This window comes from Neisseria flavescens (assembly GCF_005221285.1).
Lineage (GTDB): Bacteria > Pseudomonadota > Gammaproteobacteria > Burkholderiales > Neisseriaceae > Neisseria > Neisseria flavescens.
The window spans coordinates 1457349-1472639 of sequence record NZ_CP039886.1 but is presented as its reverse complement, the minus strand read 5'-3'; the positions used below and the strand labels follow the sequence as shown (position 1 = coordinate 1472639).

Annotated in this window: 17 protein-coding genes and 2 tRNA genes; 12 read left to right on the top strand and 7 right to left on the bottom strand. The window is 49.1% G+C overall.

Annotated features, from left to right (window positions below):
* Positions 1 to 88: 88 nt before the first annotated feature.
* Together FAH67_RS11850 and FAH67_RS11845 are read right to left on the bottom strand one after the other, a co-directional pair.
* The gene (locus tag FAH67_RS11850) at positions 89 to 571 is read right to left on the bottom strand and encodes an IS5 family transposase (protein WP_112890680.1); all 483 of its coding nucleotides are present in this window, start codon (positions 569 to 571) and stop codon (positions 89 to 91) included.
* Positions 572 to 588: 17 nt separating this feature from the next.
* A complete protein-coding gene (locus FAH67_RS11845) occupies positions 589 to 852 on the bottom strand; it encodes a transposase (RefSeq protein WP_112890679.1) in 264 nt (87 codons plus the stop codon).
* A 183-nt stretch (positions 853 to 1035) separates the two neighbouring features.
* Between FAH67_RS11845 and rho the strand changes: the two genes are divergently transcribed.
* The 5 genes from rho (at position 1036) to FAH67_RS07550 (ending at position 4957) form a co-directional block, all read left to right on the top strand.
* On the top strand, positions 1036 to 2295 hold the full coding sequence (gene rho, locus FAH67_RS07570) for a transcription termination factor Rho (RefSeq protein ID WP_003680905.1): 1260 nt from the start codon (positions 1036 to 1038) through the stop codon (positions 2293 to 2295).
* Positions 2296 to 2351: 56 nt separating this feature from the next.
* A complete protein-coding gene (locus FAH67_RS07565) occupies positions 2352 to 3710 on the top strand; it encodes a deoxyguanosinetriphosphate triphosphohydrolase (RefSeq protein WP_003680904.1) in 1359 nt (452 codons plus the stop codon).
* Positions 3711 to 3843: 133 nt separating this feature from the next.
* A tRNA-Arg gene (locus tag FAH67_RS07560) sits at positions 3844 to 3920 on the top strand.
* Between the two features lie 12 nt (positions 3921 to 3932).
* Positions 3933 to 4007, top strand: a tRNA-Glu gene (locus FAH67_RS07555).
* Between the two features lie 392 nt (positions 4008 to 4399).
* Complete coding sequence (locus FAH67_RS07550) at positions 4400 to 4957, top strand: hypothetical protein (protein ID WP_003680903.1); 558 nt, start codon at positions 4400 to 4402, stop codon at positions 4955 to 4957.
* An 83-nt stretch (positions 4958 to 5040) separates the two neighbouring features.
* Here the strand turns inward: FAH67_RS07550 and FAH67_RS07545 are convergent, their stop codons facing one another.
* The 3 genes from FAH67_RS07545 to FAH67_RS07535 all read right to left on the bottom strand — a co-directional run bounded on the left by FAH67_RS07545 (position 5041) and on the right by FAH67_RS07535 (position 8371).
* A complete protein-coding gene (locus FAH67_RS07545) occupies positions 5041 to 6351 on the bottom strand; it encodes an NCS2 family permease (RefSeq protein ID WP_003680902.1) in 1311 nt (436 codons plus the stop codon).
* A 228-nt stretch (positions 6352 to 6579) separates the two neighbouring features.
* A complete protein-coding gene (miaB, locus tag FAH67_RS07540; protein ID WP_003680901.1) occupies positions 6580 to 7902 on the bottom strand; it encodes a tRNA (N6-isopentenyl adenosine(37)-C2)-methylthiotransferase MiaB in 1323 nt (440 codons plus the stop codon).
* Between the two features lie 73 nt (positions 7903 to 7975).
* The gene (locus tag FAH67_RS07535; protein ID WP_003680900.1) at positions 7976 to 8371 is read right to left on the bottom strand and encodes a hypothetical protein; all 396 of its coding nucleotides are present in this window, start codon (positions 8369 to 8371) and stop codon (positions 7976 to 7978) included.
* Between the two features lie 198 nt (positions 8372 to 8569).
* Between FAH67_RS07535 and hemL the strand changes: the two genes are divergently transcribed.
* Positions 8570 to 9853 carry a glutamate-1-semialdehyde 2,1-aminomutase gene (gene hemL / locus FAH67_RS07530; protein ID WP_039864074.1) on the top strand — a complete coding sequence of 428 codons (1284 nt, stop codon included), beginning with the start codon at positions 8570 to 8572 and terminating at the stop codon, positions 9851 to 9853.
* Between the two features lie 78 nt (positions 9854 to 9931).
* Here hemL and FAH67_RS07525 read toward each other — a convergent pair whose 3' ends face one another.
* A complete protein-coding gene (locus tag FAH67_RS07525; protein WP_003680896.1) occupies positions 9932 to 10396 on the bottom strand; it encodes a universal stress protein in 465 nt (154 codons plus the stop codon).
* Between the two features lie 186 nt (positions 10397 to 10582).
* Here FAH67_RS07525 and FAH67_RS07520 point away from each other — a divergent pair, with 186 nt between their 5' ends.
* From FAH67_RS07520 to rpmG, 6 genes are all read left to right on the top strand, one after another.
* Positions 10583 to 11359 (top strand): tRNA threonylcarbamoyladenosine dehydratase, encoded by a 777-nt coding sequence (locus FAH67_RS07520; protein WP_003680895.1) that lies wholly within the window; start codon positions 10583 to 10585, stop codon positions 11357 to 11359.
* Positions 11360 to 11372: 13 nt separating this feature from the next.
* On the top strand, positions 11373 to 11840 hold the full coding sequence (locus FAH67_RS07515; RefSeq protein ID WP_003680894.1) for a hypothetical protein: 468 nt from the start codon (positions 11373 to 11375) through the stop codon (positions 11838 to 11840).
* Between the two features lie 92 nt (positions 11841 to 11932).
* Positions 11933 to 12829: a segregation and condensation protein A gene (locus FAH67_RS07510; protein ID WP_003680893.1), complete on the top strand. Its 897-nt coding sequence runs from the start codon at positions 11933 to 11935 to the stop codon at positions 12827 to 12829.
* A gap of 1 nt (position 12830) precedes the next feature.
* A complete protein-coding gene (gene brnQ, locus FAH67_RS07505) occupies positions 12831 to 14159 on the top strand; it encodes a branched-chain amino acid transport system II carrier protein (RefSeq protein WP_081451165.1) in 1329 nt (442 codons plus the stop codon).
* Positions 14160 to 14409: 250 nt separating this feature from the next.
* A complete protein-coding gene (rpmB, locus tag FAH67_RS07495; RefSeq protein WP_002216391.1) occupies positions 14410 to 14643 on the top strand; it encodes a 50S ribosomal protein L28 in 234 nt (77 codons plus the stop codon).
* A gap of 30 nt (positions 14644 to 14673) precedes the next feature.
* Positions 14674 to 14829, top strand: a complete 156-nt coding sequence (rpmG, locus tag FAH67_RS07490; RefSeq protein WP_003684373.1) for a 50S ribosomal protein L33 — start codon at positions 14674 to 14676, stop codon at positions 14827 to 14829.
* A gap of 229 nt (positions 14830 to 15058) precedes the next feature.
* Here the strand turns inward: rpmG and nqrM are convergent, their stop codons facing one another.
* Positions 15059 to 15280, bottom strand: coding sequence for a (Na+)-NQR maturation NqrM (nqrM, locus tag FAH67_RS07485; protein WP_003680888.1), 222 nt, complete (start codon positions 15278 to 15280; stop codon positions 15059 to 15061).
* Positions 15281 to 15291 lie beyond the last annotated feature (11 nt).

Sequence of the window (15291 nt, the reverse complement as noted above, 5' to 3'; positions counted from 1 at the left end):
GCTTTTTTTGTCCATTTTTCATGCGTATCGGGTTTTGTCGAAATCTTCACCGTTTTCGAGCAGTGTAAGAACCTGTATTCACAAACAACTATTTGATAAATTTTAATATTTGTGAAATATACCCTAGTTTGACAAAATTTTCAGCAGATAAATTCGTCTGCTCAAAATCTTTTGCCAAACGTCGAGACCAACCTAACCATGCAAACGTTCGTTCTACAATCCAACGTTTGGGCAGAATATGCCAAGAAATATCTTGAATTTTCTTTGAAATCTCAACAGTTAAACCCAATTGCTCCGATACTTCGCGCTCAAATGTATTCCGATAACCTGCGTCTGCACAGAAACCTTTTAAACCCGGATAGGTCTCAAACGCTTTTTTTGCTGCAAAAATACCTGCTTTTGTGTCATGAATATTGGCTGCATGAACCACAACAGACAATAGGTTACCCAACGTATCAACAGCTATATGTCGCTTACGGCCTTTGATTTTTTTACCTCCGTCAAAACCTTTATCATGTGCGCCGGAAGCTGTTTTGACACTTTGCGAATCAATAATGGCATAAGTCGGCATCGCTTGTTTTTGATGGATTAAACGTTTTTTTGAACCAATGCCGAAAGAATCCTATCCCATAAGCCTGATTGGTTGGCTCTGCGATAGAAACTCCATACGGTTGGATAAGGTGGAAAATCATTGGGCAGCATACGCCATTGGCAACCTGTTTTGGTAATGTACAAAACGGCATTCACTAATTCACGTTTATCCCATTTGTAGTGGCGTAGCCGGTTAAAATGTGGCTCAATCGCTTGCCATTGGGCATCTGTTAAGTCTGTTGGGTAGGATTTTCCAGTCATAAAGATATTTTATCATTTTTGTGAATACGGGTTCTTAGTGTACGATTTAAAAATTTGACACCCTGCCTCCAACTGCCTAAAATTCAACTTTCTCAAAAATCTACCGTATCCTGCGGCACGATTTCATACTTTCAGACGGCCTTTGTGCCATCTCTCTGATACCATTCAAAATATATCAATACTATGCACGTTTCAGAACTCCAAACCCTCCACATTTCCAAACTCTTGGAAATGGCAGAAGAACATGGCATTGAAAACGCCAACCGTTTCCGCAAACAAGACCTCGTTTTTGCCATCGTCCGCCAGATGATGAAGCAGAATGTCAGCTTTACCTGTTCCGGTACACTCGAAATCTTGCCTGACGGCTTCGGTTTCCTGCGCAGCGCAGATACTTCTTACCTTGCCGGCCCTGACGATATTTATGTTTCGCCCACGCAAATCCGCCGCTTCAATCTGCACACCGGCGACACCATCGAAGGCAGCGTACGCGTACCTAAAGACAACGAGCGCTATTTCGCGCTTGTCCGCCTCGATACCATCAACGGCGATCAGCCCGAAGTCTGCAAACACAAAATCCTCTTTGAAAACCTCACGCCTTTATTCCCAACCGAACAATTCAAGCTCGAGCGCGACATCAAAGCCGAAGAGAATCTGACCGGCCGCGCCATCGACTTGGTTTCTCCAATCGGTAAAGGCCAACGTGCATTGTTGGTGGCGCCGCCTAAAACCGGTAAAACCGTGATGTTGCAAAACATTGCCCACGCCATTACCGCCAATTATCCCGATGTCGAGCTGATTGTCCTGTTGATTGACGAACGTCCGGAAGAGGTTACCGAAATGAGCCGTTCTGTACGCGGCGAAGTGGTTTCCTCTACGTTTGACGAGCCGGCGCAACGCCATGTACAAGTGGCCGAGATGGTGATTGAAAAAGCCAAACGCATGGTCGAACACAAAAAAGACGTGGTAATCCTGCTGGATTCGATTACCCGTTTGGCGCGCGCCTATAATACCGTCGTGCCGACTTCGGGCAAAATTCTGACCGGCGGTGTCGATGCCAACGCTTTGCACCGTCCGAAACGCTTTTTCGGTGCGGCGCGTAATGTGGAAGAGGGCGGTTCGCTTACCATTATTGCGACGGCACTTGTTGAAACCGGCAGCCGCATGGACGACGTGATTTACGAAGAGTTCAAAGGTACGGGCAATATGGAATTGCACCTTGACCGCCGCATGGCAGAAAAACGCCTGTTCCCGGCCATCAGCATCAACAAATCCGGTACGCGCCGCGAAGAATTGCTGGTGCCGAACGATCAGTTGCAACGTATGTGGCTCTTGCGCAAATTCTTGCATCCTATGGACGAAATCGAAGCAACCGAGTTTTTGGTGGGCAAACTTAAAGACTCTAAAAACAATGACGATTTCTTTGAATTGATGCGCGGTAAATAAGCATAAGGCCGTCTGAATATGTTTCAGACGGCCTTTACTTTGCTTGAGGAACCTTTATGACCATCCGAATGAATTGGCAAAACTTATTATCCACCCAACGCTTCCGCACTAAAAACGGCGAAATCGTGCCGACCATTACCCCTTCGACTCAAGAAGGTGCCGATGCTTTGCGTACGGATTTTCACATCGACTACGACCGGGTTGTTTTCTCCGGAGCCTTCCGCCGCCTTGGCCGTAAAACGCAGGTGCATCCGTTGGCGCAACATGACTTGACACACAACCGCCTAACGCACAGCGTTGAAGTTGCCAGCGTGGGCAGAAGCTTGGGCAACCGCGTGGGCGTGATGTTGCACAACGGCGGTTTTCTGCCGCAGGGCAATACGCCCAGCGATATTGGTGCCGTGGTGCAGGTTGCCTGTTTGGCGCATGATTTGGGCAATCCGCCGTTTGGTCATACAGGCGAAGATGCTTTGCGTGATTGGTTCAGACGGCCTGAACATCAAATTTATCTGAACACATTAAACGAAGCGGAGCGCAACGATATTCAAACCTATGAAGGCAATGCGCATAGCCTGCGTATTGTAGCTAGCCTTGAAATGTATCCGGAGGCGGGCGGAATGCGCCTGACTGCGGCAGCCATTGGCGCATTATTGAAGTATCCGTGGACAACGCAACATCCGAACGGCAGAAAGAAATTCAATATTTATCAAACAGAGTTGCCATTTATCCGTCAAGTTGCCGACGAATTGGGGCTGGTTCCTGCAGGAGAAGACAGCTGGGCGCGCCATCCTTTGTCTTATTTGATGGAGGCTGCCGACGATATTTGTTACGCCTTGCTGGACTTGGAGGATGCCGTCGAATTGGATTTGCTCACGGATACGGAAGTGGAGAGTATCTTGTCCGAGCTGACCTTTGCTGAAAGCGCATGGCACGCCAGCTCCAGCCGTCAGCGTTGCGCCATGTTGCGCGGCATTGCGATCGGCAAGGCGATTGATGATGTTGCACAAACCTTTATGCTGCATCAGTCCGATTTGTTGGACGGAACATTCAAAGGCAAAGACTTACTTGCTCTGTGCAGCCCGCAAGTGCAAAACACTTTGGCAAAAGCGAAAGAATTGGCGCAAACACGGATTTTCCGCCATCACACCAAGCTGTTGACCGAGATCGCCACGTTCCCATGTTTAGGCTCTATCTTAGATTTACTCGTCCCTGCCGCTTATGCCCTGATTGCTGAAAAACAGCTGGCAACGCGTCAGTCTTTGGCGTTGGAATTATTGAAAAAGCACAATCCGATTCTTCCTGAAGACAGTCTGTATCAGGCCTATATGAAAATTTTGGATTTTGTCGGCGGCATGACCGATAACTCCGCCGCCAAAATGGCGCAGGATTTGTCAGGAGTAGGGATTTTACGTTAATTTTATATTCTTTAATTTCAATTAGTTAATTAAAAATATAAAAAAATATCTGTGAAAAGAGTAGACAGGTTTCAGTAAAGCCTATATTATTCGGTCTTCTTGATTCACAACGCACTTGCGAAGTGATGAGGATGCACCCGTAGCTCAGTTGGATAGAGTATCTGGCTACGAACCAGAGGGTCGGGCGTTCGAATCGCTCCGGGTGCGCCACAAGATTTATCCGCGCCCATCGTCTAGCGGTTAGGACATCGCCCTTTCACGGCGGTAACCGGGGTTCGATTCCCCGTGGGCGTGCCAGTTTTCAAAAAAACGCAATCTGTTTCAGATTGCGTTTTTTTTATTGTATTTACTGTGTGTATTTTATGGCCGTCTGAAACGCTTAGCAAATCAAGAGGCAGAAGTGTGTAAAATAAATTGTCCAGACTTTTTTATCTATATGCGCTTTTCAATCTCATTTTACCATTGCCAAAACCCAATTTATTGACAACAGTATTCATCTTAAAAATACCTAAACCTGAATTTACATGATTTCATATTTATAATTTATTGATTTGAAATAATAAAAATATCTATTTGAACTTTTCTTGAAAAATGCCGTCTGAGATAAAGACAAGACAGAATATCTCTGTTAATGTGTAAATGTCAGCCGGCATTTGCCGGTTTTTATTGAAACCATTGGGGAGTCAATTATGAATATGAATGTTAAATTAATCGTTCCTGCCGTTTTGGCGGCTGTTGCCCTGACTGCATGTAGCAGCGGTTCTAAAGCTAAACCTGAAGCCAAAGCTGCGCCTACTGCGCAACAACAAACTCAAGCCCAAGCTCAACAAGCTCAAGCTCCAGTACCTAATACTTTGAAAGTAGACTCTATCGACGGTACTAAAGAAGTTCACTACAAATGCGGTAAAGACGGCAAAGAGCCTCTGAGCGTAATGTACGGCTTCAAAGGCAACGAGGTTGTTGTCGCTCAAGTAAAATACAAAGGTCAATTAACTGAAAACCTGTTCCGTATCACTGACAGCAGCAAAGATGTAAACGCATTTTGGGGCGGCAATGTCGCTTGGGTTGCTGAAGCAGCCACTGCAGCCAACGTAGACAAAGTTGACGGCAACATGCTGACTATCCGCGGTACTACCGAAGTAAACGGCAAACAAGAAGTGGTTGATCAAATCGTTACCCGCTTCTGTGCATTGGACAAAGGCGCGAAAGCTGCCGCTAAACCTGCTGCTAAAAAAGTGAAAAAATAATCTTTTACCGACAGCTTTAAACACTGGGTAAAATAAAACAGGCCGTCTGAAAACTTTTCAGACGGCCTGTTCTTTTGAGCAGTTTAACCTAAGAACCAGAATTTCAATGCCCACAACACGGCGACGATCCATACCATAGGCGGTACGTCTTGGGTGCGGTTGCACAAGAGTTTGATGAGTGCGTAGCTGATAAAGCCGAATGCAATACCGTCGGCAATCGAGTAGGTAAACGGCATGAAGATGATGGTCAGGAATGCCGGCGCGGCTTCGGTCATGTCGTCCCAATCGATTTCACGCGCGCTGCGCAACATTTGCGCGCCAACATAGAGCAGGGCGGGTGCGGTAGCGAATGCAGGGATACTTTGAACCAGAGGGGAGAAAATCAGACAGGCCAGCATCAGTACGCCGACAGTAACGGCAGTCAGGCCGGTGCGGCCGCCGGCAGAAACGCCTGCCGCGCTTTCAACGTAAGGGGTGGTGGAAGAAGTACCCAAGGCGGCGCCTGCGATAATGGCGGTAGAGTCGGCAAGCAGGGCGCGTTTCAAACGCGGCAGTTTGCCGTCTTGCAACAGGCCTGCGCGATGGGAAACGCCGACCAATGTGCCGGTAGAGTCAAACAGGTCAACCAGGAAGAATACAAAAATCACGCTGACCATGCTGACGGTGAACAAGCCTTTGAAGTCCATTTGCATGAAGGTTGGTGCAATGCTTGGAACTTCGCCGACCACGCCTTTGAACTCGCTCAAGCCCAAGATGGTGGAGATGGCGGTCAGCGTCAGAATGGTAATGATGATGGAGCCTTTAACGCGGAAATGGCCAAGTGCAACCACCATGACAAAGCCTGCCATCGCCAGCAGGGCGGTAGGCTGGTGGATGTCGCCCAAGCCGACCAATGTGGCAGGATTGGCCACAATCACGCCTGAGCCTTTGAGCGCAATCAATGCCAAGAAGAGGCCGATGCCTGCGGCAATCGACATTTTCAAGCCCATAGGCAGGGCATTGACCAACATTTCGCGCACTTTAAAGAAGCTGAACAGGATGAAAATAATGCCGGAGATGAAAACGGCACCCAAAGCCACACGCCAGTCCACGCCCATGCCTTTGACGACGGCAAAGGTAAAGTAGGCGTTCAAACCCATGCCTGGAGCGAGGGCAATCGGGTAGTTGCCGACAAAGCCCATCACAAAGCAGCCGATGGCGGAGGCGATACAGGTAGCCACAAATACTGCGCCCATATCCATGCCGGTTTCGCCCAAAATCAGGGGATTGACGATGATGATGTAGCACATGGCGAGGAAGGTTGTCACACCGGCCATAATTTCCGTGCGCACGTTGGTCTGATTGGCGTTGAGGTTGAATAATTTTTCCAAAACGCTTTGATTTGAAGAACTCATTCGAGATATTCCTTTGGGGGAAAGCCGTTTAAGGACGGCATCATCGGGTTTAACTGCCGGAAGCTCGGATTTTGACCTTAACTTCTCAACAGATAAGGGAATTTTCGGGCGGTATTATACTGAAAAGCCTTTTGTTCGGGTAATAAAAATACATGAATCAGATGATACGGAGCCGAACCAAGATAAAGGCCGTCTGAACAGTTTCAGACGGCCTTTGTTTGTGTGTGCTTATACCGGTTTGCCTTTCAGGGAGAAAGTGTAGGCTTCGGTGATTTCCAGATCGATCATTTGGTTGATCATGTCGGGTGTACCGGTAAAGTTGACTACGCGGTTGTTGGCGGTACGGGCTTGCAGTTGGTCAGGGTCTTTTTTGGAGATACCTTCAACCAAGCAGCGTTGAACCGTGCCGACCATGGTTTGGTTGATGCGGGCGGTCTCGGCTTCGATGACTTCGTTCAAAGCTTCGAGGCGGCGCACTTTTTCTTCGTGCGGCGTGTCGTCCGGCAGGTTGGCGGCAGGCGTGCCGGGGCGTGGACTGTAAATAAAGACGAAGCTCAAGTCGAAGGCAATGTCTTTCACCAGTTTCAAGGTTTGTTCGAACTCGCGCTCGGTCTCGCCCGGGAAGCCGACGATAAAGTCGGAGCTGAGGCACAAATCAGGACGGATGGCACGCAGTTTGCGGATGATGGATTTGTATTCCAAGGCGGTGTAGCCGCGTTTCATTGCGCTCAATACGCGGTCGGAACCGCTTTGAATCGGCAGGTGCAGGTGGGAAACCAGTTTGGGCAGGTCGCGGTAGCACTCGATAATCGCGTCGGTAAATTCGCGCGGGTGGCTGGTGGTAAAGCGCATACGTTCGATGCCGGGGATTTCGTGGACAATGCGCAACAAAGTGGCGAAGTCGCAGATTTCGCCGTTTTCCATTTCGCCGCGATAGGCGTTGACGTTTTGACCTAAGAGGTTGATTTCTTTAACGCCTTGTTGCGCCAAGCCAGCAATCTCGGTCAATACGTCGTTGAGCGGGCGGGAAAACTCTTCGCCGCGCGTGTAGGGGACGACGCAAAACGAACAGTATTTGGAACAGCCTTCCATAATCGACACGAATGCCGCGCCGCCTTCGACGCGGGCGGGCGGCAGATGGTCGAATTTTTCGATTTCGGGAAAGGAAATATCGACTTGCGACAGTCCGCTGGTTTCTTTATCGACAATCATTTTGGGCAGGCGGTGCAGCGTTTGCGGGCCGAAAACCACGTCCACATAAGGCGCGCGTTTGATGATGTTTTCGCCTTCTTGCGAGGCGACGCAGCCGGCAACGCCGATGATGAGGTCGGGATTTTTTTCTTTGAGCGGGCGCACGCGTCCCAAGTCGGAAAAGACTTTTTCTTGCGCTTTTTCGCGCACGGAGCAGGTGTTGAACAAGATGATGTCGGCTTCGTCGGCTTGGGTAACCTGTTCGATGCCGCCGTGTTCTTCGGCGAGGACGGACAGCATTTTTTCGCTGTCGTACTCGTTCATTTGACACCCGAAGGTGCGGATAAATACTTTTTTCATGGTTTGTTTTGATTGACTTGCTTGTTGTAAAAGGGTTCAGACGGCCTATGAAATACTCGGGCCGTCTGAAAAATTATTCTTCCGCCTTTTTCTGCTTTTGGGCGTGTTCGATGAACCTGTCGGCTTCGGCGTCGGTCAAAATCCAGATTTCGCGGACGAGGCGGCTTTCTTCGTTGTATTTGAACGCAACGGCTTTGCCGGTTTGATTCAGCAGGCGGCCCATCGGAATGAAACGGTCGTTTTCATCGTGGATTTTGGTGAAGCGGGTGATTTGCAGTTTGGCCGCATTGCCGTCCACAATGCCCAAGGTCAGCAGGCGCGTCCAAGAAAAACCGCCTTTGCTGACTTTCAGATAAGGCAAATCGACAGTCTTTAAAACGGCTACGTCCATATCGTCAGGCAGGCTGCGTTGTGCATGGACGAGGGAGGACGCTAAAAGGGCGAGGCTGAGTATGAATCCACGTAACATGATGCTTGTCTTTTATTGTTTCAATAGGTCGCGGATTATAGCACAAGCAGGAAAAATGTGGATAGAGTATTTGTTTTTAAAGAATAATTTTGATTTTGCGCCCGATTCTTATTTTGAAGCTTGGGCCGTCTGAAAAGGATTTGGTGTTAAAATGGCATCAATTTGATTTTCAGACGACCTTTTACGAAAGAATTGACCATGAACCGTAATGAAAGCTTGTTCAACCGCGCCAAAGCCATTATTCCCGGCGGCGTGAACTCTCCTGTGCGCGCATTCGGCAGCGTCGGAGGTGTGCCGCGCTTTATCAAAAAAGCCGAAGGCGCGTATGTTTGGGACGAAAACGGCACGCGTTATACCGACTATGTCGGCTCTTGGGGTCCTGCGATTGTCGGCCATGCCCATCCTGAAGTCGTCGAAGCCGTGCGCGAAGCGGCTTTGGGCGGTTTGTCGTTTGGTGCGCCAACTGAAGGCGAAATTGTCATTGCCGAAGAAATCGCCAAAATCATGCCGTCTGTCGAGCAGCTGCGCCTTGTCAGCTCCGGTACGGAAGCAACGATGACCGCCATCCGTTTGGCACGCGGTTTTACCGGCCGCGACAAAATCATCAAGTTTGAAGGCTGCTACCACGGCCATTCCGACAGCCTGCTCGTCAAAGCCGGCAGCGGACTGCTGACGTTTGGTAACCCGTCTTCCGCCGGCGTGCCTGCCGACTTTACCAAACATACTTTGGTACTCGAATACAACAACATCGCCCAACTCGAAGAAGCCTTTGCCCAAAGCGGCGGCGAAATCGCCTGCGTGATTGTCGAACCCTTTGTCGGCAATATGAACCTCGTCCGCCCGACCGAAGCCTTTGTCAAAGCCTTGCGCGAATTGACCGAAAAACACGGCGCGGTGTTGATTTACGACGAAGTGATGACCGGCTTCCGCGTCGCGCTCGGCGGCGCGCAATCTTTGCACGGCATCAAACCCGATTTGACCACCATGGGCAAAGTAATCGGCGGCGGTATGCCTTTGGCGGCGTTCGGCGGCCGTAAAGACATTATGGAATGTATTTCCCCGTTGGGCGGCGTGTATCAGGCAGGTACATTGTCCGGCAATCCGATTGCGGTTGCGGCCGGTTTGAAAACGCTGGAAATCATTCAGCGCGAAGGCTTCTATGAAAACCTGACTGCCTTGACCCAACACCTTGTCAACGGTATTGCCGATGCGGCTAAAGCACATGGTGTTGAGTTTACGGCGGATAGCGTGGGCGGTATGTTTGGTTTGTATTTTGCCAGCCATACGCCGCAAAACTATGCTGATATGGTGCGTTCCAATATCGACGGTTTCAAACATTTCTTCCACGGTATGCTCGACCGCAATGTCGCATTCGGCCCGTCAGCTTACGAAGCCGGTTTTGTTTCCGCCGCGCATACGCCTGAGCTGATTGATGAAACCATTGCTGTGGCACACGAAGTGTTCAAAGAAATGGCAAAATAAAAGCTGAAGCTGTCATGTGAAAAAAGGCCGTCTGAAAAATATTCAGACGGCCTTTCGCTATTTTAAATAAATGCTTGATTATGCTTCTTCGGCTTTGCTGCGGATAATCAGCAGAGGCAGGTGGCTTTGACGCATTACGGTTTCGGCGAAGCTGCCCATTAAGAGGTGCATCAGGCCGGTGCGGCCGTGTGTGCCGAGTACCAGCAGGTCTGCGCCGTTGTTGTCGGCGTAGTCAACCAAGTCTTGCGCCATTTCGCGTGCGCCTTTGTTGGCAACCAACAGGTGTTTCACGATGTTTTCAACGCCGCTTTCACGCGCTGTTTTTTCTGCGAAATCCAAAACTTCGTTACCTTGAGCCACTGCGGCGGCTTCATAGCTTTCGTGTTGCAGGAATTCAGGAGCCAAAGCCATGTATTCGGCAGGGTTGGCAACGTGAACCAAAGTCAGTTGGGCTTTGTTGAGGCTTGCCAGTTCGGCGGCGTGTTTCAATGCATTGAGGGAAGTCTCGCTACCGTCAACGGCTACAACCAAATGTTTGTACATATTTATTCTCCTTTTGCGCCGAGTAGCGGCACTTTCGTTTAATATGAAATCAGAACTTGTCTGAATGTGAAACGATTATAAACTCTTTCGGGCGGGTACAACAGCCCATCTGCTTTCAAGTATAATGTCAGTCCGATTCGCCTGTGGCGTTTTTCATTAATTTATTGATATATCACAAGGTTACTTATGCAGGACGCCGCTTTTCTTTCTTTGCGCCGCTTTGGCGGCATTGCCAGACTTTACGGAGACGAAGCACTGGCGCGCTTTTCGCGTGCGCATGTGTGCGTGGTTGGCGTCGGCGGTGTTGGCTCATGGGCGGTAGAGGCTTTGGTGCGCAGCGGTATCGGTCGTTTAACGCTGATTGATTTGGACAACGTTGCCGAGTCCAATGTCAACCGCCAGTTGCACGCTTTGACCGATGATTTCGGTAAGGCAAAAGTTACCGCTTTACGCGAACGCATCGCTCAAATCAATCCGCAATGCGAAGTGACGGAAATCGAAGATTTTGTTACCGAAGACAATCTGGACGAGCTTTTCAGACAGCCTTTTGACTTCGTTATCGACGCCATCGACCAAATCCGTGTCAAAGCGGCGATGGCGGCGTATTTCGTGCAACATAAACAACCGTTTATTATCAGCGGCGGCGCGGGCGGACAGAAAAATCCGGCTTTAATCCAAACCGCCGATTTGAGCCGCGTTACCCACGATCCGCTGCTTTCCAATTTGCGCTACACCTTGCGCAAACGCTACGGCTTCAGCCGCGATACCAAAGAAAAAATGCGCATGCCTTGCGTTTATTCAACTGAGAATATCACGCCGCCGCAATCCGGCGAAGCGTGTTCGACCGATGCCGCGCCGCAAGGTTTGTCCTGCGCGGGCTACGGCGCGAGTATGCTGGTGACGGCTTCGTTTGGGCTGTATTGCGCGCAGGCGGCAGTGGAGCATATCGCGGGGCGGAAGTGAGGGGTGGGGGAAGATGGTTAAGGGCCGATTTTTTAAAGCCTACTTTATTGCCAGTCTGATTTATGCGGTATGGTTCGGCGTGTTGATGTATGCTGTCGATCCGATGTTTCTTGATGTGATGGAATGCAATACGCTGCCGGGCGATTATTTGTGCGTGCAAAGCGGTTATAACCGCCCATTCACCACTTTTCTTTATCCGTTTCTGTCTGTCGTGATGTTCAGCCTGTTGCACGCCGGGATCATGAAATGGCGCAAACGCCGTTCGGTTAAAATGATTTGGGTTTTGGTCGGCTGCGAAAGTTTGCTGCTGTTGGCTTTGATAGTGGCGATGCTTGCAAGGGATGGTTTTGTGTTGTCCCGAGATATCGGTTCGGTACTGGCGGGTACAGTTTTCGCCAGTCTGCCGCTGTTGGGTATGGCCTTGGCCCAGACCTTTGCCGTCGCCATTGTTTCTCTGCAAATCAATCGTAAAAGCTGCTGATTTTTATATTTAAAACGGGCTGTCCTCGTTTCAGACGGCCTTTTGTTGATGAAACTTCTTACTAAACTTAAAAAGAAAAAGACCCTTTAACCATGCCTTCAGAACACCTTATCTCTTCCACTGCCGCAACGCCGTCTGAACATACCGTTGCGTGGGTGTTCGGTCAACCTGTCACTGATGTGCCGCAAGATTTGTTTATTCCGCCTGATGCGTTGAAGGTGGTATTGAGCAGCTTCCAAGGGCCGTTGGATTTGTTGCTGTACCTTATCCGCAAGCAAAATATCGATGTCCTTGATATTCCGATGGTGAAGATTACCGAGCAGTATCTGCACTATATTGCCCAAATGGAAGCGTATCAGTTTGATTTGGCGGCGGAATACCTGTTGATGGCGGCGATGTTGATTGAAATTAAATCGCGCCTGCTGTTGCCGCGTCCTGAAGAAGTTGAGGATGAAGAGGCGGATCCGCGCGCCGAGTTGGTGCGCCGTCTGTTGGCTTACGAACAGATGAAACTGGCGGCTCAGGGTTTGGATGCGTTGCCGCGTGCTGGACGTGATTTTGCTTGGGCGTATCTGCCGTTGGAAATTGCGGTTGAGGCGAAGTTGCCGGAAGTGTACGTTGCCGATTTGACGCAGGCTTGGTTGGGTATTTTGTCGCGTGCCAAGCATACGCGCAGTCATGAAGTGGTGCGGGAAACCATTTCCGTGCGCGCGCAGATGACGGCGATTTTGCGTCGCTTGAACGAAAGCGGTATCAGCAAGTTCAGCGATTTGTTTAAGCCGGAGCAGGGCGCGACATATGTGGTGGTCAATTTTATTGCATTGCTGGAATTGGCTAAAGAAGGCTTGGTGCGTATCGTACAGCCTGAAAATTATGGTGAAATCGAAATCAGCCTGAAAGACGGTTTGGAAACAAACGAAGCCGAAATGTCTTCAGACGGCCTTGAAGCCGATGAAACCGATAACGAAAATTTGAAAAAAGAGAACTAAAATGAATTCGACAACAAGTCATAACAAAGCTTCTTTATGGGCGGTAGGCTTAATGTTGTTTGCTCTGTTTTTTGGGGCGGGAAACCTGATTTTTCCTGCTTTTTTGGGACAGCAGGCCGGTGAAAACTGGCTTTCGGCGATGTTTGGCTTTTTGCTGACGGGCGCGGGTTTGCCATTGTTGGGCGTGATTGCCGTCGGCTATTCCGGCTCGCGCGATGTGGAAGCATTGGCCTCCCGTGTTGCGCCTTGGTACGGCGTGACTTTTGCCACTGCGCTTTATCTGGCAATCGGCCCTCTGTTTGCCATGCCGCGTACGGCGACAGTGTCTTTTGAAACCGCGATTTCCCCTTTTATTGATGAATCTTGGAAAAACATCGCATTGGCCGTATTCAGCCTGGTGTTTTTCGGCATGACTTATTGGCTGTCGATTTCTCCGGGTAAGCTGGTTGACCGTATCGGTAAAATCCTCACGCCTGTTTTGTTGCTGTCAATTACGATATTGGTCGGCTATGCCGCCATTAATCCAATGGGTGTGCCGCAGGCGGCGCAAGGCGATTTTGCCACTCATCCGTTGGTTAAAGGCATTTTGGAAGGCTACGGCACCATGGACGCGCTGGCTTCGCTGGTGTTTGCCATTATCGTCATCGATGCCGTTCGCGCCATGGGCGTGGACAACCGTGCAGACTTGCTGAAGACCACGACGATTTCGGGCGTGTTGGCGGCTTCTTGTTTGGCAGTGGTTTACCTGTTTATCGGTTATATGGGCGCGACAGGTGTGGCCGGTATCGGCTTGCAGGAAAACGGCGCGTCGGTTTTGTCTAAAACCGCACAACACTATTTCGGTACGGCCGGTATTGTGTTGCTTGGCGTCATGGTGTTGCTTGCCTGTCTGAGTACGGCGGTTGGCTTGATTACTTCATGCGCCGAATATTTTAACCGTCTCTGCCCGGGCATTTCTTATAAAGCCTTTGTGATACTGAATACAGTGGTGTCTATCCTGTTGGCCAACAAAGGCCTGTCAGCGATTTTGCAGTTTTCCATCCCTATGTTGATGCTGTTGTATCCGCTGACCATCGTCATCATTCTGCTGGCTTTGACGGATAAACTGTTTGGCGGCGGCCGTATTGTCTATTTCTGCACCATGATGGCAGCCCTTGTGGTCGGTTTGCTTGATGCCTGCAAGGCCGCGTTTGGATTTGATGCCGACACCGCTGCTGCCATCGAGCGCGCATTGCCGTTTTACAATATCGGTTTAGGATGGGTTGTTCCCTCTTTAGCCTGCTTTATACTTGGCTGCATTTTGAATGCGGCATTGAAGAAAAAGGCATGACGATAAACAGGCCGTCTGAAATGTTCAGACGGCCTATTTATTTCATCAACCATGCAAACGACAGATGATTTTTTTAAAGAAATCCGTTATAATTAAAAAGTTAAGGCTTTGCGAAATACCGTTTCGCAGATGCAACATATTGAGAAGATTTATTTCCACAAATCCCGTTTTTTCAGCAAACGACTTGAACTGAAGGCGGATTTTGTGGTATAAATCGCGTTTTACTATTTTAGAAGTTTGGAGACTAACCATGGCACGAGTTTGCAAAGTGACCGGTAAGCGCCCGATGTCTGGCAATAACGTATCACACGCCAACAACAAAACCAAACGTCGTTTTTTGCCTAACTTGCAATCACGTCGTTTCTGGGTAGAAAGTGAAAACCGCTGGGTTCGCCTGCGCGTTTCTAACGCTGCATTGCGCACCATCGATAAAGTAGGCATTGATGTCGTATTGGCTGATTTGCGTGCTCGCGGCGAAGCTTAATTTAAACACCATTAATTAAGGATTACTGCAATGCGCGATAAAATCAAACTGGAGTCCAGTGCTGGTACTGGTCACTTCTACACAACTACTAAAAACAAACGTACTATGCCTGGCAAACTGGAAATCAAAAAATTTGACCCAGTAGCCCGTAAACACGTTATTTACAAAGAAACTAAATTGAAATAATCCGGTTTCTTCCAAGAAAAAGCTCCTGTTTTGTAGGAGCTTTTCTTTTTGTTTCATGATTGGTTTGGAGTGGTTTTAATTTAAACGGGTGGGCAAGATATTTTTGGATTGCTTTAGGGAAAGGTAAAATAAAAGAGCGTGTATCCATTGGGATCACACTCTTTTGTTTTTCAGACGGCCTGATGGGGAATAAACAGTCTTGAGTTATGAATAAACATTCAACAAAGACTTAATGATCGACCTTGATGCCTTGATTGTCGGAATGTTGTTTTTTATCCAGCTCTTTTTGTAAGGTATCGCATGGTGTGTCGCAATCGCACATTTTCTTCATGCCGAGAGAGGAAATGCCGCCGCAGCTGCCTTTGATGGTGCGTTTGGAGAAAATATAGCCGACTGCCATGCCGAGGATGACAATGATAAAGATGCCGAAAGTCAGAAGGAGGGTTTTCATGTGTGTATTCC

What these genes read in the sequence shown, in the direction of transcription:
- FAH67_RS07535 (WP_003680900.1), bottom strand. Translation starts at nt 8,371, where the DNA reads ATGTTACGTGGATTCATACTCAGCCTCGCCCTTTTAGCGTCCTCCCTC.
- FAH67_RS11850 (WP_112890680.1), bottom strand. Translation starts at nt 571, where the DNA reads ATGCCGACTTATGCCATTATTGATTCGCAAAGTGTCAAAACAGCTTCC.
- hemL (WP_039864074.1), top strand. Translation starts at nt 8,570, where the DNA reads ATGAACCGTAATGAAAGCTTGTTCAACCGCGCCAAAGCCATTATTCCC.
- miaB (WP_003680901.1), bottom strand. Translation starts at nt 7,902, where the DNA reads ATGAAAAAAGTATTTATCCGCACCTTCGGGTGTCAAATGAACGAGTAC.
- FAH67_RS07525 (WP_003680896.1), bottom strand. Translation starts at nt 10,396, where the DNA reads ATGTACAAACATTTGGTTGTAGCCGTTGACGGTAGCGAGACTTCCCTC.
- FAH67_RS07515 (WP_003680894.1), top strand. Translation starts at nt 11,373, where the DNA reads ATGGTTAAGGGCCGATTTTTTAAAGCCTACTTTATTGCCAGTCTGATT.
- brnQ (WP_081451165.1), top strand. Translation starts at nt 12,831, where the DNA reads ATGAATTCGACAACAAGTCATAACAAAGCTTCTTTATGGGCGGTAGGC.
- FAH67_RS07550 (WP_003680903.1), top strand. Translation starts at nt 4,400, where the DNA reads ATGAATATGAATGTTAAATTAATCGTTCCTGCCGTTTTGGCGGCTGTT.
- rpmG (WP_003684373.1), top strand. Translation starts at nt 14,674, where the DNA reads ATGCGCGATAAAATCAAACTGGAGTCCAGTGCTGGTACTGGTCACTTC.
- FAH67_RS07545 (WP_003680902.1), bottom strand. Translation starts at nt 6,351, where the DNA reads ATGAGTTCTTCAAATCAAAGCGTTTTGGAAAAATTATTCAACCTCAAC.
- rpmB (WP_002216391.1), top strand. Translation starts at nt 14,410, where the DNA reads ATGGCACGAGTTTGCAAAGTGACCGGTAAGCGCCCGATGTCTGGCAAT.
- FAH67_RS07520 (WP_003680895.1), top strand. Translation starts at nt 10,583, where the DNA reads ATGCAGGACGCCGCTTTTCTTTCTTTGCGCCGCTTTGGCGGCATTGCC.
- FAH67_RS07565 (WP_003680904.1), top strand. Translation starts at nt 2,352, where the DNA reads ATGACCATCCGAATGAATTGGCAAAACTTATTATCCACCCAACGCTTC.
- rho (WP_003680905.1), top strand. Translation starts at nt 1,036, where the DNA reads ATGCACGTTTCAGAACTCCAAACCCTCCACATTTCCAAACTCTTGGAA.
- FAH67_RS11845 (WP_112890679.1), bottom strand. Translation starts at nt 852, where the DNA reads ATGACTGGAAAATCCTACCCAACAGACTTAACAGATGCCCAATGGCAA.
- FAH67_RS07510 (WP_003680893.1), top strand. Translation starts at nt 11,933, where the DNA reads ATGCCTTCAGAACACCTTATCTCTTCCACTGCCGCAACGCCGTCTGAA.
- nqrM (WP_003680888.1), bottom strand. Translation starts at nt 15,280, where the DNA reads ATGAAAACCCTCCTTCTGACTTTCGGCATCTTTATCATTGTCATCCTC.